Consider the following 18,050-nt stretch of genomic DNA (forward strand, 5'->3'; position numbering starts at 1 on the left):
ATCTTCCACGCTAATGCCGGTGCCTGCGGTGGTGGCGCCGGTCACTCGTGCTGCTGTCCGGGGCGGGTGTCGTCGACTCGCTGGGATCCGCGGACGGGTGCGGTTCGCCCGAAGTGCCGGGGTCGGCGGACGGATCGACCGCGGTCTCCGAGGGTGACGGCGAGACGCCGGCCGAGGGAGTGACGGACGGCGCCGTCGGAGTCGGCACCGGCGGGGTGACGCAGTCGCAGTCCGCCGGACCGGCCGGGCCGGTGGCGGGCTTCGGCGCGGTGCGGCCCGGCTGGGTGGCCGCGGCGGCCCGAGGGGCCGTGGCGCCGGCTACCGCCTGATCGCCGGCCACTCCCGCGGCTGTACCGGCTGCCGGCTCGACGGGCGGGACGGTTTGTGCCCGGCGGGCAGTCACCGGCCCGCTCCCCATGCCGGCCTCGTCCTCGTCAGCGCCGGACCCGGGCGCCGGGGCGGCGGCCGGAGAGTCTGCCGTGGCGGACGGCTGCTCGGCGAACACGCTGGTCGCGGCGAGGTACGAGCCGCCGGCGCCGAGCGCGGCAAGCAGGCAGAACGTCGTAACCGCGACAAATCGCCGCGGGGGCCGGGCGTCGATCTCCGGCTGCGAAACCGGGATGTCCACCAAGGACCCCGGGAACGTGCTCATCCCGGTCGACGTGACGTCCGGACCGCCGGCCGGCTCCACCGGCCGCCGGCCCAGGTCGTAGCCCAACGACCGCCACGCACCGGCGGACTCGTCGCGGATCCTGCGCCACAGGCTCATCAACTGCTCTCCGATCTGGTCTGGCACGCTGTACGAGTGAGCGAACCCGTAACCGCCGGCCCGGCCGGATGGATCAACCTGCCGGACGTCGCCGAGAAGCTCGGTCTGTCGATCAGCAAGGTGCATCAGATGATCCGGGAAGGTGCGCTGCTCGCCGTCCGGCGTGACGGCGTCCGGCTCGTACCGGCCGAACTCGTCGCCAACGCGACCGTGCTCAAGCACCTGCCCGGCGTCCTGAACTTGCTGCATGACGCCGGGTACAACGACGAAGAGGCGCTCCGGTGGCTGTACGAACCGGATGAGGCGCTCGGCGGCAACGCGGCGACCGGCCTCGGCGGCCCGCAGGCACGCGAGGTGAAGCGCCGCGCCCAGGCGCTCGGCTTCTAGCCGTCTTCGTCAGACCGAGCGGCGGGTGGCGGCCTCGGCCAGGGCGGACAGCACGCTGCGGGCCTCGTCCTCGATCGGGGCCTGCCGCAGCGCCTCGAGGGCCTCGCCGTTGAGGATGTCGATCCGCTTCTCGGTGGCGGCCAGCGCCCCGGAGTCCCGGATGATCGCCCGGAGCCGTTCGACCCCGGCGTCGTCGAGAGCCTGGTCGCCCAGAGCCGTGTCCAGTTCGGCCCGGGCGGCCCCGTCCAGCGCGGCGAACGCGGCCGCGACCAGGTAGGTGCGCTTGCCCTCGCGCAAGTCATCACCGGCCGGTTTGCCGGTCTGCGCCGGATCCCCGAAGACGCCCAGCACGTCGTCGCGGAGCTGGAAAGCCTCGCCGAGCGGGAGGCCGAAGGCGGCGTACGCGGCGAACACGTCGGGACCGCCGCCGGCCAGGGCCGCGCCGAGCAGCAGCGGGCGTTCGACGGTGTACTTCGCGGACTTGTAGCGGGCCACCTTGCCGGCCCGCTCCAGCGACGTGTCCGCGGTCGCCTGGGTGAGCACGTCCAGGTACTGCCCGACGGTCACCTCGGTGCGCATCTGGTCGAAGACCGTCCGGGCCCGGGCCAGATCGGCCAGCGGCAACCCGCAGCTGTGCAGCAACTCGTCCGACCAGACCAGGGACAGGTCGCCGAGCAGCACCGCCGCCGAGTCGCCGAACCCGGCCGGACCGCCCCGCCAGCCGGCCGCCACGTGCCGCGCCTCGAACCTGCGGTGCACCGAGGGCTCCCCGCGCCGGGTGTCCGACCGGTCCATCAGATCGTCGTGGATCAGGGCGCTGGCCTGCACGAACTCCAGCGCCGCGACGGCCGCCACCACCTCGTCCGAGTCGACGCCGCCGGCGCCCCGGAATCCCCAGTAGGCGAACGCGGGCCGCAGCCGCTTCCCGCCGCCGAGGACGAACGCCGCCACCGTGTCGGCGACCTCGTCGAGCGCCGGATCGATCTCCAGCAGCCGGGACCGCTGGGTGGCGAGGAACTCGGCGAGCGCCTTGTCGACACGCGGTCGCAGGCCGGCCCGGTCCAGGGGAGAAGTCGTCACGGGCACGACGCTATCTGGTGTCCCGCGAGGTGGCACGATCAGATCGCACGCCGTGCCTGCCCGGTACAGTGCCGGTGTGTCTCTCGGTCTTCCCTCCCGCCTGCCCGGCACGCCATCCGTCGGTGAGCTGATCCGCGGGGCGGCCCCGACGTTCTCGTTCGAGTTCTTCCCGCCCAAGACGGCGGAGGGCGAGCGCCTCCTCTGGCAGGCGATCCGCGAGCTGGAGTCGCTGCGGCCCAGCTTCGTTTCGATCACCTACGGCGCCGGCGGTACCACCCGGGACACCACGGTGGCTGTCACCGAGCGGGTGGCGACCGAGACCACCCTGCTGCCGATGGCGCACCTGACAGCGGTGAACCACTCGGTCGCCGAGCTGCGCAACGTGATCGGCCGGCTGGCCGGCGCCGGGATCCGCAACGTGCTGGCCCTGCGCGGCGACCCGCCCGGCGACCCGATGGGCGAGTGGGTGCGGCACCCGGAGGGCGTGGACTACGCCGAGGACCTGGTCCGGCTCGTCCGCGAGGCCGGCGACTTCAGCGTCGGGGTGGCTGCCTTCCCGTACAAGCACCCGCGATCCGCGGACGTGGCCGAGGACACCCGCAACTTCGTTCGCAAGTGCCGGGCCGGCGCCGACTACGCGATCACCCAGATGTTCTTCGACGCCGACGACTACCTGCGGTTGCGCGACCGGGTGGCGGCGGCCGGCTGCGACACCCCGATCGTGCCCGGCGTGATGCCGGTCACCCGGATGGCGACGATCGAGCGGTCCGAGCAGCTCTCCGGCGCGCCGTTCCCGCCGGCCCTGCTGCGGCGCTTCGAGCAGGTCGCCGGCGACGAGGCCGCAGTCCGCGAGCTCGGCATCGAGACGTGCAGCAGGATGTGCGCGCGGCTGCTCGAGGAGGGTGTGCCGGGCATCCACTTCATCACCCTGAACCGCTCCACCGCGACCCGCGAGGTCTGGCAGCAGCTGGCCCCGGCCCAGGTCGCCGCGGCCGCCTGAGCCGGCGTTGACCTGGGACGAGTACGCCACCGCCTGGTCCGGGCTGCACGGCGGATTCGACCCGCGCCGGGCCTCGCCGCTGGTCCGGGGGTGGGTGCGTGGGGCGTACGAAATCGGGTCCTGGCTGAGCCGTCGCGGCGTGACGCCGATCGTGGTGACGCTGACCGGCCTCCTTCTCTGCCTGGCCGTGCCGCTTGCGGCGCTCGGTGGATTGCCTGGCCTCGCGCTGGGTGCCGCCCTGGCGCTGCTGGCCGCGGCCGCGGACGGCCTGGACGGCGCGGTCGCGGTGGTGAGCGGGCGGGTCAGCCGGACAGGCTTCGTCTACGACTCGGTCGCCGACCGGTTGGGCGAGCTGGCCTGGCTGGCGGCCTTCTGGTCGGCCGGGGTGCCAGGCTGGCTGGTGGTCGCGGTCGGCGCGGTGAGCTGGCTGCATGAGTACGTGCGGGCGCGCGCCGCCGCGGCCGGGATGCCCGAGATCGGCGTGGTGACGGTGGGCGAGCGGCCCACCCGCGTGGCCGTCACGGTCAGCGGCCTGCTGGTGGCGGCGCTGGCCGGCGTGGTGCTCCCCGACTGGACCGTCCCGGTCCTGGTCGTGGCCGTCCTGGTCTGGGCGGTGCTGCAGACCGCCGGCCTGCTCCAGCTCTCCCTCGCCGTCCGCCACGCGCTGCGCTGACCCGCGCCCGCCGTGCGCCGCGCGCTGCGCCGGCCCCGCCCGCCGTGCGCTGCGCCGGCCCCGCGCCCGCCGTGCGCTGCGCCGGCCCCGCGCCCGCCGTGCGCCGCGCGCTGCGCTGACCCCGCGCCCGCCGGGCTTGCGGCGATCTTTATTCGGTTGTCGGGCGTCGATGCCGCGCCTATTTTCTTTGTCAGCAGGCAGGCCATCTGACCTGCGGATTCTCCCTTTCTATGCGTGCGGAGGTGACGAAGAATGAGCGCGGTTCTGGTGCTGAACGCCGACTGCGGACCGCTGCACCGGGTCAGCCTCCGGCACGCGATCCGGATGCTGTTCAGGCAAGTGGCCGTGGTGCACGAGGCGCGGCCGGACGCCACCATCGGGGTCTACCCGGTGCCGACCGTGGTGCGGCTGGTCAGCTACGTGGTGACCCGCTGGCGGCGGGGCCGTGGTCCGGCCTGGTCGCGGGCCGGTGTGCTGGCCCGTGACGGCCGCGCGTGCGCCTACTGCGGGGACGCCGCGTCCACCATCGACCACGTGCTGCCCCGTTCGCGCGGCGGCCGCAACGAGTGGACCAACACCGTCGCCGCGTGCGGCCGGTGCAACAACCGCAAGGGCGACCGGACGCCCGCCGAGGCCCGCATGCCGCTGCGCGTGACACCGTCCGCGCCGGTGTGGGCGGTCTTCTCCTGATCAGACGGCCGGCGGATGCACACGGGGATCCGCCGGCCGTCGCCTCCTCAGATGTCAACGATGTGTTGACACCTGCTAGCCTGTCGACGTGCCGGATCTCAGTGACCTGACGAAGATCCCCGCGCGGCGTGCACGGCTGGACGCCGAGGAGCTGGAGCTCATCGATCAAGCGCGACGCGACGGCGCCACCTGGCCGGAGATCGCTGCCGCGCTGGGCCTGGCCAGCCGCCAGGCCGCGGAACAACGCCGGCTGCGCCTGGCCCGGGCCGCCGAGCGCGAGTTGCGGCCGCTTCGGGTCCAGCTCGATTCGGGGTACGGGCAAAGCGTCCCCCACCTGCGCGAAGCCGCCGTCGAGCTGCACCGCAGGATCGGTGCCGACCGTCGCTGGGACCGCCGGTTCGCCCGGGCCGCGCTGGTGCGCGAAACGCTCGCGGCCGCCCCCGACGCCCCGGCCGGCGCCCTGTTCGACCTGACCGCGGCCGTGCTGACGGACCTCTCCGGCCCTTCGGCTCCGGCTCTCCCGGCAACGCTGCGGGCCGCCGTCCTACGACTGACCGAGGCCCTGGCGGTCGCAACCCCGAATTGACAGCGGCCTTGGCAATCGCAACCCCGGATCGGCAGCGCCCAGCCGTCGCAACGCCGGATTGACAGCTGCCCGCTCAACCCGCCAGGATTTGAGTCCTCACGACTCAACCCCGGGAGCGCCGGATGCGACGGAACGCCGCGCTGTTCGTACTGATCTCGCTCTTCTCCGGCTTCGGTGGCACCGCGATGACCCTCGCCGCCGGGATCTGGATCCTCGATCTGACCGGTTCCGCCGCCCTGGCGGCGCTGGCCGCCCTCGGCCTCTACGCGCCCAGCCTGGCCGCGCCCTGGCTCGGCGCGCTCGTCGACCGCTTCCCGCGCCGCCCGCTGCTGATCGTCGCGGACCTCGCGGTCGGCGCCGCGCTGTGCAGCCTGCTCACTGTCCGGACAGCCGACCAGATCGCGTTGATCTACCTCGTGCTGCTCGTCCGCGGCATCGGCTACGTCCTGCTCGACGCCGGTGAGACCGCGCTGCTCCCGGCCGCCCTCCCGCAGCATGCGCTGGGCACGGTGAACGGCTGGCGCTCCAGCGCCCAGGAGGGCATGAAACTGCTGGCGCCACTGGCCGGTGCGGCACTCTACGCCTGGCGCGGCCCGGTCCCGGTGGTCCTGTTGTGCGCCGCGCTGCCGCTGCTCACCGCCCTGCTGTACGCCCTGGTCCACCTGCCGGCCCGCAACTCCCCGGCCCCCACCGGGCGCGCCGATCTCGGGTGGCAGTCCGTCCGGGCCGGAATTCTCGGCCTGTGGCAGGGGCCGATGCGCGTTCCGGTTCTGGTCGCCGCCGTGGCGATCGCTGTCTCCGGGGTCACCAACGCGGCCGTGCTGTCCCGCGTGGTCGACGGGTTGCACCTGCCCGCCACGTACCTCGGGATTCTCTCCAGCGTGCAGGGCGCCGGCTCGATCGCCGGCGGCATCCTGGCCGGCCGGCTGCTGTCCCGGTTCGGCCCGATCCGGGTGGCGGCGCTCGGCGCGGTGCTGTTCGCCCTGGCCTGCGCGGCCTGGTGCCTGCCCTGGCAGGCGGCGATGATCGCGGGCAGCCTACTGGCCGGGCTCGGGCTGCCGTGGACGCTGGTCGCGGCTCTCACCGCGATTCAGCTCGGCACGCCCGAGCATCTGCTGGGCCGGGTCGCCGCGAGCGGCAGCATGGTGATGTTCGGCCCGATCGCGGTGGCCATCCCGCTCGGTTCCGCCCTGGTCCTGCTGGACAACCGCCTGCCCTTGCTGCTGGGCGTGCTCACCGTCGCGGCCGTCGCCGTCTTCGCGCTGACCCGGTCCCGGTCGCGGGAGGCCGGGAACAGGGCTGACCCGGTCCCGGTCGCGGGAGGCCGGGAACAGGGCTGACCCGGTCCCGGTAGCGAGAGACCGGTAGCGGGCGGTCGGCAGCGAGGGGCCGCTAGCGGGAGGCCACTAGCGGGAGGCCACTAGTGAGGGCGCAGGCCGGTGAAGACCACGGCCAGGGCGCGGGCCTGCAAGGTGGCGTCCCAGCCGCCGTGGAGGGCGCCCTGGCAGAGGCTCACCAGCAGGGCCATCACCTCGGGTAGCTGAACGTCCTCGGCGACCTCACCGGCGGCCTGCGCCCGGGTCAGCAGGTCTCCCACGGCGGTTTCCAGGTGGCCGACGGCCTCCGGAAGGCGGATGTCCACGCCCGCCCCGGCCAGCAGGTCCACGACGGTCTTCTTGGCGGCGGCCTGCGCCACCATGTGCGTGAAGAATGCGAACAGGTCCTGCTCGCCGGCCTCGGTCACCAGGCGGGCCAGCAGGCGTTTCATGATGGCGGCCAGCAGGTCGTTCTTGGTGGGGAAGTGCCGGAAGACGGTGCCGATGGCCACGCCGGCGCGGCGGGCCACCTCCTCGGTGGAGCCGCTCGGGCCCTGCTCGGCGAAGACCGTCTCGGCGGCGTCCAGGATGCGTGCGCGGTTGCGGGCGGCGTCGGCGCGCAGGGGCGGACCCTCGGGCAAGTCGCGCAGGGGCGGACCCTCTGGCAAGTCGAGTCTCCACTCACTATCGTCGGCATAAGTCGAGTGCGGACTCACTTTATCAAGGAGGCACGCGTGACACCGAGAGAGATCTTCGACCGGATGCGCAGTCACTGGCTGGCCGGGCGGAGCACCTTCGACGCCGAGCTGCTCACCGAGGACGTGGTGATCGAGACGCCGTTCGCGGCGCCCGGCCGGCCGGCGAGGACCGAGGGGCGGCAGCGGGTGCTGGAGTACACCGAGGCGGGCCGGGCGGCGTTCCCGGTGCGGTTCGACGACTGCCGCAACGTGACGATCCACGAGACCGCCGACCCGGAGGTCATCATCGTGGAGTACGAGCTGGTCGGCACCCACAACCGGACCGGGACGACCGCTGCGGCGCCGTTCATCGCGGTGCTGCGGACCCGGGACGGCCGGCTGGCCCACTGGCGGGAGTATCAGCACACCCTGGCGATAGCCCAGGCGCTGGCCGCCTGACCGGAACCGGGTGTCCGGCACGCCGTTGTGCCGGACACCGGGGGTCCGTTGCTCAGCGCTTGCTGATCGCCTTGCGGTAGTCGCTGTTGAGGCGACCGATCAGGCTGAGCGGGATGCCCTTCGGGCAGACCTCGGCGCATTCGCCCATGTTGGTGCAGCCGCCGAAGCCGGCGTCGTCCTGCGCCTGCAGCATGTCGATCACCCGGGTGTCGCGTTCCGGCTGGCCCTGCGGCATCAGGCCGAGGTGGGTGATCTTCGCGGCGGTGAACAGCATCGACGAGCCGTTCGGGCAGGCCGCGACGCAGGCGCCGCAGCCGATGCAGGTGGCCGCCTCGAACGCGGCGTCCGCGTCCTTCTTGGGCACCGGCGTGGCGTGCGCGTCGGGCGCGGTGCCGGTGGGCGCGCTGATGTAGCCACCCGCCTGAATGATCTTGTCGAAGGCGGTCCGGTCGACCACCAGGTCCTTGATCACCGGGAAGGCGGCGGCACGCCACGGCTCGACGTCGATCACGTCGCCGTCCTTGAAGTGCCGCATGTGCAGCTGGCAGGTGGTGGTGGCCTTCTCCGGGCCGTGCGCCACCCCGTTGATCACCATGCTGCACGCGCCGCAGATGCCCTCACGGCAGTCGTGGTCGAAGGCGATCGGGTCGTCGCCGTTGAGGATCAGCGTCTCGTTCAGAACGTCGATCATCTCGAGGAACGAGGCGTCGGGGGAGATGTCCTTGACGTCGTAGGTGACCATCCGCCCGTTGTCCGAAGGACCGGACTGACGCCACACCCGTACCTTGATGTCCATTACTTGTAACTCCGCGTGCTCGGGTGGACGTACTCGAAGTTCAGGTCTTCCTTGTGCAGGGTCGGCTTGCCGTCGGCGCCGAAGTACTCCCACGCCGCGGCGTAGCTGAACTCGTCGTCGTGGCGCAGCGCCTCACCGTCGGGGGTCTGCGACTCGGCGCGGAAGTGCCCGCCGCAGGACTCGCGCCGGTGCAGGGCGTCGATGCACATCAGCTCACCGAGCTCGAGGAAGTCGGCGACCCGGCCGGCCTTCTCCAGGTTCTGGTTGAGCTCCTCGCCCTTGCCGGGCACCTTCACCCGGGTCCAGAACTCCTCCTTGAGCGCGCGGATCAGGCCGACCGCCTTGGTCAGGCCCTCCTCGGTGCGCTCCATGCCGCAGTACTCCCACATGATCTGGCCGAGTTCACGGTGGAAGGAGTCGACGGTCCGGTCGCCGTTGATCTCCAGCAGCTTCTTGATGCGGCCTTCGACGGCGGCCCGGGCTTCCGCAACCTCTGGTTTGCCAGAAATGTCAGGGAACGGCCCGGCGGCGAGGTAGTTGTTGATCGTGTTCGGCAGCACGAAGTAGCCGTCGGCCAGGCCCTGCATCAGCGCGGACGCGCCGAGGCGGTTGGCGCCGTGGTCGGAGAAGTTCGCCTCGCCGATCACGAACAGGCCGGGGATCGTCGACTGCAGGTCGTAGTCGACCCAGAGGCCGCCCATCGTGTAGTGCACGGCGGGGTAGATGCGCATCGGCGTCTCGTACGGGTCCTCGCCGGTGATCCGCTCGTACATCTCGAAGAGGTTGCCGTACTTCGCCTCGACCGCCTTGCGGCCCAGCCGCTTGATCGCGTCAGCGAAGTCCAGGTAGACGCCGAGACCACCCGGGCCGACACCGCGGCCCTCGTCGCAGACGTTCTTGGCGGCCCGGGACGCGATGTCACGGGGCACCAGGTTGCCGAACGACGGGTAGATCCGCTCCAGGTAGTAGTCGCGGTCCTCCTCCGCGATCTCACCGGCCGGCTTCTGGCAATCCGCAGCGCGCTTCGGCACCCAGACCCGGCCGTCGTTGCGCAGCGACTCCGACATCAGGGTCAGCTTCGACTGGTGCGAGCCGGACTCCGGGATGCAGGTCGGGTGGATCTGCGTGTAGCAGGGGTTCGCGAAGAGCGCGCCCTTGCGGTGCGCCCGCCACGACGCCGTGACGTTGCAGCCCTTGGCGTTGGTCGACAGGAAGAAGACGTTGCCGTAGCCACCGGAGGCGAGCACCACGGCGTCCGCGAACTCGGTGGTGATCTCGCCGGTGACCATGTCGCGTACGACGATGCCGCGCGCCTTGCCGTCGACGATGATCAGCTCGAGCATCTCGTGCCGGGCGTTCATCTCGATGTTGCCGAGGCCGATCTGCCGCTCCATCGCCTGGTACGCGCCGAGCAGCAGCTGCTGACCCGTCTGGCCCCGGGCGTAGAAGGTCCGGGACACCTGGGTGCCGCCGAACGAGCGGTTGTCGAGCAGACCGCCGTACTCGCGGGCGAACGGGACGCCCTGCGCCACGCACTGGTCGATGATGTTCACCGAGACCTGGGCGAGCCGGTACACGTTGGACTCGCGGGCGCGGAAGTCGCCGCCCTTCACGGTGTCGTAGAAGAGGCGGTAGACGGAGTCGCCGTCGTTGCGGTAGTTCTTCGCCGCGTTGATGCCACCCTGCGCGGCGATCGAGTGCGCCCGCCGCGGGCTGTCCTGGTAGCAGTACGACTTGACCCGGTACCCGGCCTCGGCCAGGGTCGCCGCGGCCGAGCCGCCGGCCAGGCCGGTGCCCACCACGATGACCGTCAGCTTCCGGCGGTTCGCCGGGTTGACCAGCTTGGCGGCGAACTTGCGGCGCTCCCAGCGGGTCTCGACCGGTCCGTCCGGAGCGGCCTTGTCGACGACCGGCTCGCCGTCGTTCCAGAAGTCGTTCATGCTCACTCCACCAATCCGGTCAGCACCGCGAACGGCACCGAGAGGTACATCGCGACCAGGACCACCGCGAGGACCAGGGCGATCGCCTGGGCGCGGCGCTGGTTCTTCTTGGTCTGCTGGCCCAGCGTGCGGGCCGCACTCCAGATGCCGTGACGCAGGTGGAAACCGACGGCCACGACGGCGACGGTGTAGAAGAGGGTCACGTACCAGCGGTCCGGCGCGAAGTCCGCGATGACCCGGGCGGACGGGTTCGAGTCGCCGCCCTCCGGGTTCAGGTGCCCGGTGGTCAGGTCGAGGATGTGGTAGATCACGAAGAGCAGGATGATCACGCCACCCCAGCGCATCGTGCGGGCGGCGTAGCTGCCCTGGACCTTGGGCCGGTGCGCGTACTTGACCGGGCGGGCCTTCGCCGCGCGCCGGGTCAGCACGGTGGCCGCCCAGATGTGCGCGAAGATCGCCACGAGCAGGCCGACCCGCTGGATCCAGAGGAACCAGGTGTCCGGCAGCAGGGGCGTGCCGAGCTCCCGCAGCCAGTGCGCGTAGTGGTCGAAGTCCTCGGCGCCCACGAAGATCTTGAGGTTGCCGGCCGCATGCGCGAAGAGGAAGAGCACCAGCAGCACGCCGCTGAGCGCCATGATCAACTTAAGAACGACCGACGAGGGTCGTACCGACTTGCGCGGCGCGGGGCGTGCCGTTGCACCCGCGGCGTTCGTCGTTTTCGGAATAGGAGTGTCTACCGCCACAACCTGAAAGGTAGAAAGACCCTAGCCATTCGTCTAATGCATGATGGGGCAGCTCTCCATAGCGATAGGCTATTAGCGTGCAGCTGCAACAACTCCGGTACTTCGTAGCGGTGGCCGAGACCCGACATTTCACCCATGCGGCGGACAATCTGGGCGTCGCGCAACCCACCTTGAGTAAGCAGATTCACACCCTCGAAGCCTCTCTCGGCGCGCCGCTTTTTGAGCGGATTCGTGGCGATGTGAGTCTCACGGTGGCCGGGGAGGCCCTGCTGCCGCTGGCCCGGCGGATCGTGGCGGACGCCGACGCGGCCCGGGACGCGGTGCAGGACATCGTCGGGCTCCGGCGCGGCGAGGTGCGGCTGGGCGCCACCCCGAGTCTCTGCTCCTCCCTGGTCCCGGCGGTGCTGCGGACATATCGGGCCGATCACCCCGGCATCCAGTTGTACATCAGTGAGGGCAGCTCGCAGGACCTCATCGCCGACCTGCTCGCGCACTCCCTCGACTTGGCCTTGATCGTGCAGCCCGAGCACGGTGTGGACCCGGCCCTGGAGACCACCGAGGTGCTGCGGGAGAGCCTGGTCGTGGCGTCGGTCGTCGACCGGCCGCCGCCCACTGTGGCCCGCCAGCTCGACCTGATCGAGCTGCGGCACACGCCGATGGTGATGTTCCGGGCCGGCTACGACATCCGCGACGTCACCCTGCAGGCCTGCGAGCGGGCCGGATTCACCCCGAAGTTCGCGGTCGAGGGCGGTGAGATGGACGCGGTGCTGGCCTTCGTCGAGGCCGGTCTGGGGGTGGCGCTGGTGCCCAGCATGGTGCTGGCCAACCGGCCGCTGCTGCGGGCGACGCCGCTGGCGCCGCCCGGCATGCGCCGGACCATCGCGCTGGCGCAGCGGCGGGGCGCGGTGCTGCCGCACGCGGCCGCCGCGCTGCGGGAAGGGTTGCTGGAGCACATCGCCGCGGGTGAACTGCCCATCGGCGTACGCGCACTGTAGTCCTCCCGTCCACATCGGGTAGTCATCCGGGTCCTCGGCGTTCTAGCATCCGAGCGTGTGGCATGGCGAGTTCCGCGATCCCCGGCTGGTCGAGGTCTACGACGCCGAATGCCCGTGGGGCTGGGACGACGACTTCTTCATGGCGGTCCTCGCCGAGCACTCCGCGCCCCGGGTCCTCGACCTGGGCTGCGGCACCGGCCGGCTGGCGATCGCGATGGCCGCCGCCGGTCACGACGTCACCGGGGTGGACCCGGCCCACGCCTCGCTCGACGCCGCCCGCCGCAAGCCCGGCGCGGCTCGGGTGCGGTGGATCGAGGGTTCGGTCGAGGTGCTGCCGGCGAAATCGTTCGACGCCGCGTTCCTGACCAGTCACGTGTCCCAGTTCATCGTCGGTGACGACGAGTGGGCCGGTGCGCTGCACGCGCTGCGCCGCGCCCTGGTCACCGGCGGGCGGCTGGTCTTCGACAGCCGGGATCCGGCCGCCCGGCACTGGAAGGAGTGGAACCCGGAGGACTCACGGCGCTCCATCGTGCTCGACGACGGTGCTGCGGTCACCGCCTGGAGCGAGGTCACCTCGGTCGAGGACGGTGTCGTGTCGTTCACGCAGCACTACCGCTTCCCCGGCGGGCGGCAGGCGACCAGTACGGCGCGCATGCGCTTCCGCACCGAGGAGGAGTTGCGGGAGCAACTGAGCGTGGCCGGGTTCCGGGTGGACCGGGTTTACGGAGGGTGGGGGCGCGAACCGGTCGGCCTCAGCGGGGACGGTGAACTTATCGTAATCGCGGTCGCCGAATCCCCTCCGAATCTGTGATCTTGGGGCAATGTGCCAGAACCGGTTTGAACCCATTGCGAAGGATGGATCCCGGACTACTATCCGCAGCCATGTCCGACAACGAGTGGCCAAGGGAGCTGCCTCCGGGCGGCCACGGTGAGTGGGCCGAGCCGGAGCACGGTCCACGCCGGATAGTCGTCTCCACAGCCCTGGTGCTCGTGGTCCTGCTGGTGGCCGGCGGTGTCGCCTGGCAGCTGATGCAGAACCGGTCCGGGCAGCCGACCGCGGCGTCCAGCGCGGCGCCCGCGCCGTCGGCCACGCAACCCAGCGTGACCCCCTGCCCCGATCCGGAGTTGCGGGTGGTCACGGCCCCCGAGATCGAGCCGGTGATCCGCGAGGCGGCCGCCACGCTGAACCCGGCCGGCCAGCGGTGCGCCCCGATCACCGTGCAGGCGCAGGAGCCCGCCGCCACCCTGAAGGAGCAGGTCAAGCCGGACGTCTGGGTGCCGTCCAGCAGCGCCTGGCTGCGCATCGCCGCGGACGGCGCCACCTACGCGCCGGCGGGCAAACCGCTGGCCTACTCGCCGATCCTGCTCGCCGGCCCGGAAGGCATCGGCCGCCTGTACGCCGAGAGCGGCGAGACGTCCTGGGTCGGACTGATCCAGAGCCTGACTCAGGGCCGGATACCGAGCGTCACCATGCCGGATCCGTTGACGAGCACGGCAGGCCTACTCTCCGTGCACGCTGTGCATACCGCGACCGCTCGTACCACCAAGGACAGCGGAATCGCTCAGCTCAAGGCGCTCACCCTGCGCAGCCGGATCCAGGAGTCCAGCGTGGACCCGGCCACGCTGCTCAAGCAGATGTCGGCCCAGCAGGACAGCACCACCGCGGTGTACGACGTCGGCGTCTTCCCGGTGACCGAGCAGCAGCTCAAGGCGTACCAGAAGGCCGAACAGGGCGTGCGGCTCACCGGGGCGCCACCGGTCGACGTGCGGGTCGAGGCGGACTATCCGTTCGCCGTCCGCAAGGGCGCCGACCAGGCCCTGGCCGAGCGGCTGCGGGCGGCGATCAGCAAGGCGGCGGTCACCGCGGCCGGCTTCCGCGCCGAACCGACCGCCGCGGTGCTGCGTCTGCCGGACACCGCGCCCCGGCTGCTCGGCCCGGCCCGCCAGTGGTCGCAGTACCGGAAGCTGGCCTTCCAGGTGCTGCTGCTGATCGACTCGTCCGGGTCGATGAACGAGCCGATCACCGCCCGGGGCGGCCGGACCACCACGAAGGCCGCGCTGCTGCGCGAGTCCGGGACGATCGCCGCCGACCTGTTCGACGACGAGACCACGATCGGGATGTGGTATTTCGGCAGCGCCGCCCGCAACGGGCCGGCGTTCACCGAACAGGTCCCGTTCGGGCCGATCACCAGCGGCGTCGGGGGCAAGAGCCGCCGGCAGGCGCTGGCCGACACGATCAGCTCGTACAAACCGGCGGCGGGCGCCGGCACCCCGCTCTACCAGGCGGTGCTCGACGGGGTCGCGCAGATGCGGGGGAGGGTCACGCCGGGCGCGGCCACCGTCGTGGTGGTGCTCACCGACGGTGCGGACGGCGGCTCGCGGTTCGCGATGTCCAATGCGGAGTTCCTGAAGCGGCTCGCCGCCGGCCAGGACCGGGCGAAGCCGGTGCCGGTCATCGCAGTCGGGTACGGCCCGGACGCGAACATGGCCGCGCTGCAGGGCATGGCGAAGGCCACCGGCGGCCAGTCGATCGCCGCCCGCAACCCGGCGGACCTGGCCTCCGCGATGGCGAAGGCCTTCCTCGCCGCGCACAGTGCCTGATTGCGTCGCCTCCGGCTCGCGGGCATCGCGCCCTCTACCCCCGGTGTCGAGGGCACCGGCGTGCGCGATGCGTGATGGTTGCGGATCAGGCCGATGGGCACGGACCGGGCCCGATCCGGTCGGCGACGATGCCGGCGGAGAGGGTGACCATCGGCAGGCCGCCGCCCGGGTGGGCGGACCCGCCGACCAGGTACAGGCCGTCGACCGGTCCGCGGTTCGCCGGCCGCAGCAGCCCGCCCGCGGTGCCGTAGATGGCGCCGCCGGGCGCGGCGGTGGCCTCGGCGAGATCCGCGGGCGTACGCGTCTCCACGAACTCCAGCCGTCCCCGCACGTCCAGCCCCCGCCCGGCCAGCACGTCCAGCACATGTCGCCCGTACTCCGCAGCGAGCCTGGCCCGCCGCCAGTCCACAGCGGACCAGCCGGTGCCGTGCTGCGGCGCGTTCACCAGCACGAACCACGCCTCGCACCCGTCCGGCCGCACCGCCGGATCGTCGGCCCGGGTCACGAAGATCGCCGGGTCGTCGACCGGCCGGGCCCGCCGCGCCGCCGACCCGAAGATCGCGTCGAACTCGGCGTCGTAGTTGCGCGGGAAGAACACCGTGTGGTGTGCCAGCTCCGGGGTGTGGCCGCGCACCCCGAGCAGCAGCACGAACCCGCCGAGGCTGCGGTCGGCCAGCCCGGCCAGCCGGCCCGGAGTGGGCAGCAGGTCACGGTAGAGCGTCACGGCATCCACATTGGAGACGACCACGTCCGCCGGCTCGAACCTGCCGGACTCCAGGTGCACCCCGCGCACTGACGCGTCCGCCTCGATCGTCGTGACGGGAGAATCGAGCTCTACCCGTACGCCCAAGGCCTGACATCGATCGTGCAGAGCCGCCGCCAGCGTGCCCAGCCCGCCCGGCAGATACCAACCGCCGAAGGCGAGCTCGGCGTAAGGGATCGCCGCGAGCGCCGCCGGCGCGCGGCGCGGATCGGTGCCGGTGTAGGTCGCGTACCGGTCCAGCAGCATGCGCAACCGCGGATCGCGCAGGTAGTGCCGGCCCAGCGCGCGCAACGACCGGCCCGGCGCGATCGCCGCCAGGTCGCCGAGCCGCCAGGAGAGCCGGGCCAGCGACGCCGCGGTCACCGGGCGGCGCAGCACCGAGGAGTAGGAGGCCCGCCAGATCCGCGCGGCCCGGCGCCAGAAGCGGTCCCAGTCGGCGGCCGCCCCGGCGCCCAGCGCGGTGCCGATCCGGTCCAGGAAGACCTCGTGCGACGAGGACGAGTCGAGGACAGTGCCGTCCGGGAAGACGTGCCGGACCACCGGATCCAGCGGCTCCGGACGCAGCTCGAGGCCGAGGCCGTCGAAGACCTGCGGCAGGGTGAACAGGCTCGGGCCGGTGTCGAAGCGGTAGCCGTCCCGCTCGTACACCGCCAGCTTGCCGCCGACCGTGCCGGACCGCTCGTGCACCACCACGCGGTGGCCGGCCTGCGCCAGGCGGACGGCAGCGGTCAGTCCGCCGACGCCGGCCCCGATGATCACGATCTGGCTCATCCCGGAATGATGCCCCGGCCGCGCCAGATCAGGCGACCTCGGCGCCGCAGGTGGAAGGAGCGGGCGATCAGCCACGCGAACAACACGATCGACACCGGGTGCGCGAACGCGTCCGGGAACGCCCGCCCGCCGGTGGCGATCGCGCTGATCATCCGGCCGGTCACCCCGAGCAGGTAGGCGGCCGGTGCGATGGGGAGCAGGGCGAGCGGTAGCGCGTACAGAAGAAGAAGCAGGACCACCACGGTGGCCGCGCCGGCTGCCGAGCCGAACGACGCCCACAGCGACTTGCCGTAACCGTCCGCCAGTTCGGACCAGGAGTTGTACATCCGGCAGGTGGCCAGCCGGGAGCCGTCGGCGAGCGCGATGCGCCCGCCGGCGCGTTTCACCGCGCGCGCCAGGCCGATGTCCTCCAGGATGTCGCCGCGCACGGCGGCATGGCCGCCGGCCTGCCGATAGCCGGCCCGGTCCACCACCAGCCACTGCCCTCCCGCGGCGGCGAGCGACGGGCGCGAGGAGCGTTCCATGCCGCGCAGCGGCAGGAAGGTGAGCCAGGACCACTGCAGCAGGGGTTGCACGAGCCGGCCGGCGCCAACGATTTTGGGGTACGGCGAAAGCAGCGCAACCCCGGCACTCCGCAGCAGGTCGACCGCCCCGGCGACCGCGTCCGGCTCCAGAACCACGTCGGCGTCCACGAAGACCAGCACGTCCACGTCGCCCGCCACCTCGGCGAGCCGGGCGCAGGCGTTCGGTTTGCCGAGCCAGCCGTCCGGCGGTGGCGTGCCGGTGTGCAGCCGCACCCGGTCGCCGGCCACCGCGCGGACCACGTCCGCCGTGCCGTCGGTGGAGCCGTCGTCGAGGACGTGGATCGTCAGGTTCGGCACGCCCCGCTGGGCCAGCAGCGACTCCAGGCAGGGGGTGACCCGCGCGGCCTCGTCGCGCAGCGGCAGCAGCACGGCGACCCGCTCGGTGGTGGACGCGTCACGCCGGGGGCGGCGCAGCAGCAGCGCGTTCACCGCGGTGTGCGCGGTGAGCAGCAGCAACGGCACCAGCAGGAGCCAGCTGATCACGCCGGCGCCCGGAGCCGCAGCAGGAGCGGGAGGACCGCGGCGCCCATGATGACGCCGCCCCAGACGGCCGAGGCGGGCAGGTCGAGGAAGACCGCGTGGGCCAGGACCGAGGAGAAGTACGTCCACAGCCAGAGGGCGTACATCGGCCCGTCATCTTTCTGCGGATTTGTCGTGCTCACCGTGGACAAAGCCGTCATCAGCAGCAGGGCGAAGCCCAGCCAGCCCAGGTAGTTGCTGATCGGGATGCCCGGCAATCCGGGCAGAGCGGGCACCGCATCCTGCCAGCGCCAGTAACCCTCGGCGACCATCTGCGGATCCAGGAAGAGATCCCAGGCGGCCAGCCCGGCAGCCGCGAGCGCGATGCGCGCCAGGCGGCCCCGCACCACGCGGACCGCGGCCAGCCACGCCGGCCACGCCATCCAGGTCCAGGCCAGGGGAATGATCAGGGGTACGCCGAGCAGCTTCGGACCGAGCTCCCCGGAATAGTCGTAGGTGCCGAACGGGAAGCCGGTCGCCACCCCGATCGCCTCCACCGCGAACCCGCCCAGCATCGCCGTGCCGACCAGCGCGGCCGCGGCCCTCCGGCCCCGGCTCAGCGCGGCGTGCGACACCGAGAGCGCCACCCCGATCAGGACGGTCGCCACGGTCAGCCCGGCCCGGACGTCGCCGGAAGTGAGCGGATAGCAGATCTGGGCCAGGATCAGGACGCCGAGCAGCGCCCAGGGAACTCGACGCAA

General features: G+C 72.1%; 19 protein-coding genes. 10 read left to right on the forward strand and 9 right to left on the reverse strand.

The annotated features are described in order from the left end of the window. Positions 1-10 precede the first annotated feature (10 nt). Positions 11-796: a hypothetical protein gene (locus OHA21_RS47835; RefSeq protein ID WP_328467027.1), complete on the reverse strand. Its 786-nt coding sequence runs from the start codon at positions 794-796 to the stop codon at positions 11-13. A gap of 9 nt (positions 797-805) precedes the next feature. Here OHA21_RS47835 and OHA21_RS47840 point away from each other — a divergent pair, with 9 nt between their 5' ends. Continuing rightward, the gene (locus OHA21_RS47840; protein ID WP_328467029.1) at positions 806-1,156 is read left to right on the forward strand and encodes an Rv2175c family DNA-binding protein; all 351 of its coding nucleotides are present in this window, start codon (positions 806-808) and stop codon (positions 1,154-1,156) included. A gap of 9 nt (positions 1,157-1,165) precedes the next feature. Here the strand turns inward: OHA21_RS47840 and OHA21_RS47845 are convergent, their stop codons facing one another. Then, the gene (locus tag OHA21_RS47845; RefSeq protein WP_328478976.1) at positions 1,166-2,221 is read right to left on the reverse strand and encodes a polyprenyl synthetase family protein; all 1,056 of its coding nucleotides are present in this window, start codon (positions 2,219-2,221) and stop codon (positions 1,166-1,168) included. 91 nt (positions 2,222-2,312) lie between these two features. Between OHA21_RS47845 and metF the strand changes: the two genes are divergently transcribed. The 5 genes from metF to OHA21_RS47870 all read left to right on the forward strand — a co-directional run bounded on the left by metF (position 2,313) and on the right by OHA21_RS47870 (position 6,525). After that, positions 2,313-3,236, forward strand: coding sequence for a methylenetetrahydrofolate reductase [NAD(P)H] (metF, locus tag OHA21_RS47850; RefSeq protein ID WP_328467031.1), 924 nt, complete (start codon positions 2,313-2,315; stop codon positions 3,234-3,236). A gap of 7 nt (positions 3,237-3,243) precedes the next feature. Beyond that, entirely contained in the window at positions 3,244-3,909 is a 666-nt protein-coding gene (locus OHA21_RS47855; protein ID WP_328467033.1) for a CDP-alcohol phosphatidyltransferase family protein, read from the forward strand. Positions 3,910-4,161: 252 nt separating this feature from the next. Beyond that, entirely contained in the window at positions 4,162-4,599 is a 438-nt protein-coding gene (locus OHA21_RS47860; protein ID WP_328467035.1) for an HNH endonuclease, read from the forward strand. Between the two features lie 88 nt (positions 4,600-4,687). Next, positions 4,688-5,185, forward strand: coding sequence for a hypothetical protein (locus OHA21_RS47865; protein WP_328467037.1), 498 nt, complete (start codon positions 4,688-4,690; stop codon positions 5,183-5,185). A gap of 122 nt (positions 5,186-5,307) precedes the next feature. Further along, positions 5,308-6,525: an MFS transporter gene (locus tag OHA21_RS47870; RefSeq protein ID WP_328467039.1), complete on the forward strand. Its 1,218-nt coding sequence runs from the start codon at positions 5,308-5,310 to the stop codon at positions 6,523-6,525. An 80-nt stretch (positions 6,526-6,605) separates the two neighbouring features. On the opposite strand, the gene OHA21_RS47875 is transcribed toward OHA21_RS47870, so the two are convergent. After that, on the reverse strand, positions 6,606-7,169 hold the full coding sequence (locus OHA21_RS47875) for a TetR/AcrR family transcriptional regulator (RefSeq protein WP_328467041.1): 564 nt from the start codon (positions 7,167-7,169) through the stop codon (positions 6,606-6,608). Positions 7,170-7,235: 66 nt separating this feature from the next. Here OHA21_RS47875 and OHA21_RS47880 point away from each other — a divergent pair, with 66 nt between their 5' ends. Then, entirely contained in the window at positions 7,236-7,637 is a 402-nt protein-coding gene (locus OHA21_RS47880; protein ID WP_328467043.1) for a nuclear transport factor 2 family protein, read from the forward strand. A 52-nt stretch (positions 7,638-7,689) separates the two neighbouring features. On the opposite strand, the gene OHA21_RS47885 is transcribed toward OHA21_RS47880, so the two are convergent. The 3 genes from OHA21_RS47885 to OHA21_RS47895 are packed head-to-tail and all read right to left on the reverse strand — an operon-like array spanning position 7,690 to position 11,116. Beyond that, positions 7,690-8,433: a succinate dehydrogenase/fumarate reductase iron-sulfur subunit gene (locus OHA21_RS47885; RefSeq protein WP_328467045.1), complete on the reverse strand. Its 744-nt coding sequence runs from the start codon at positions 8,431-8,433 to the stop codon at positions 7,690-7,692. Beyond that, a complete protein-coding gene (locus OHA21_RS47890) occupies positions 8,433-10,373 on the reverse strand; it encodes a fumarate reductase/succinate dehydrogenase flavoprotein subunit (RefSeq protein ID WP_328467047.1) in 1,941 nt (646 codons plus the stop codon). The genes OHA21_RS47885 and OHA21_RS47890 overlap by 1 nt, the downstream gene beginning before the upstream one ends. A 2-nt stretch (positions 10,374-10,375) precedes the next feature. Next, positions 10,376-11,116 carry a succinate dehydrogenase cytochrome b subunit gene (locus tag OHA21_RS47895; protein ID WP_442875032.1) on the reverse strand — a complete coding sequence of 247 codons (741 nt, stop codon included), beginning with the start codon at positions 11,114-11,116 and terminating at the stop codon, positions 10,376-10,378. Positions 11,117-11,187: 71 nt separating this feature from the next. On the opposite strand from OHA21_RS47895, the gene OHA21_RS47900 reads away from it, so the two are divergent. The 3 genes from OHA21_RS47900 (at position 11,188) to OHA21_RS47910 (ending at position 14,712) form a co-directional block, all read left to right on the forward strand. Beyond that, entirely contained in the window at positions 11,188-12,111 is a 924-nt protein-coding gene (locus OHA21_RS47900) for a LysR family transcriptional regulator (protein WP_328478980.1), read from the forward strand. A gap of 55 nt (positions 12,112-12,166) precedes the next feature. Further along, a complete protein-coding gene (locus OHA21_RS47905; protein ID WP_328467049.1) occupies positions 12,167-12,922 on the forward strand; it encodes a class I SAM-dependent methyltransferase in 756 nt (251 codons plus the stop codon). Positions 12,923-12,993: 71 nt separating this feature from the next. Next, positions 12,994-14,712, forward strand: coding sequence for a substrate-binding domain-containing protein (locus tag OHA21_RS47910; protein WP_328467051.1), 1,719 nt, complete (start codon positions 12,994-12,996; stop codon positions 14,710-14,712). A gap of 85 nt (positions 14,713-14,797) precedes the next feature. On the opposite strand, the gene OHA21_RS47915 is transcribed toward OHA21_RS47910, so the two are convergent. From OHA21_RS47915 to OHA21_RS47925, 3 genes are read right to left on the reverse strand one after another with little or no spacing between them, the layout of a single operon-like run. Further along, complete coding sequence (locus OHA21_RS47915; protein ID WP_328467054.1) at positions 14,798-16,246, reverse strand: phytoene desaturase family protein; 1,449 nt, start codon at positions 16,244-16,246, stop codon at positions 14,798-14,800. After that, on the reverse strand, positions 16,243-17,310 hold the full coding sequence (locus OHA21_RS47920) for a glycosyltransferase (RefSeq protein WP_328478982.1): 1,068 nt from the start codon (positions 17,308-17,310) through the stop codon (positions 16,243-16,245). Before OHA21_RS47920 ends, OHA21_RS47915 begins: the two co-directional genes overlap by 4 nt. Next, positions 17,310-18,050 (reverse strand): carotenoid biosynthesis protein, encoded by a 741-nt coding sequence (locus tag OHA21_RS47925; protein WP_328467056.1) that lies wholly within the window; start codon positions 18,048-18,050, stop codon positions 17,310-17,312. Before OHA21_RS47925 ends, OHA21_RS47920 begins: the two co-directional genes overlap by 1 nt.

The sequence above is a fragment of the Actinoplanes sp. NBC_00393 genome, assembly GCF_036053395.1.
Taxonomy (GTDB): domain Bacteria; phylum Actinomycetota; class Actinomycetes; order Mycobacteriales; family Micromonosporaceae; genus Actinoplanes.

What these genes read in the sequence shown, in the direction of transcription:
- OHA21_RS47860 (WP_328467035.1), top strand. Translation starts at nt 4,162, where the DNA reads ATGAGCGCGGTTCTGGTGCTGAACGCCGACTGCGGACCGCTGCACCGG.
- OHA21_RS47870 (WP_328467039.1), top strand. Translation starts at nt 5,308, where the DNA reads ATGCGACGGAACGCCGCGCTGTTCGTACTGATCTCGCTCTTCTCCGGC.
- OHA21_RS47885 (WP_328467045.1), bottom strand. Translation starts at nt 8,433, where the DNA reads ATGGACATCAAGGTACGGGTGTGGCGTCAGTCCGGTCCTTCGGACAAC.
- OHA21_RS47890 (WP_328467047.1), bottom strand. Translation starts at nt 10,373, where the DNA reads ATGAACGACTTCTGGAACGACGGCGAGCCGGTCGTCGACAAGGCCGCT.
- OHA21_RS47910 (WP_328467051.1), top strand. Translation starts at nt 12,994, where the DNA reads ATGTCCGACAACGAGTGGCCAAGGGAGCTGCCTCCGGGCGGCCACGGT.
- OHA21_RS47915 (WP_328467054.1), bottom strand. Translation starts at nt 16,246, where the DNA reads ATGAGCCAGATCGTGATCATCGGGGCCGGCGTCGGCGGACTGACCGCT.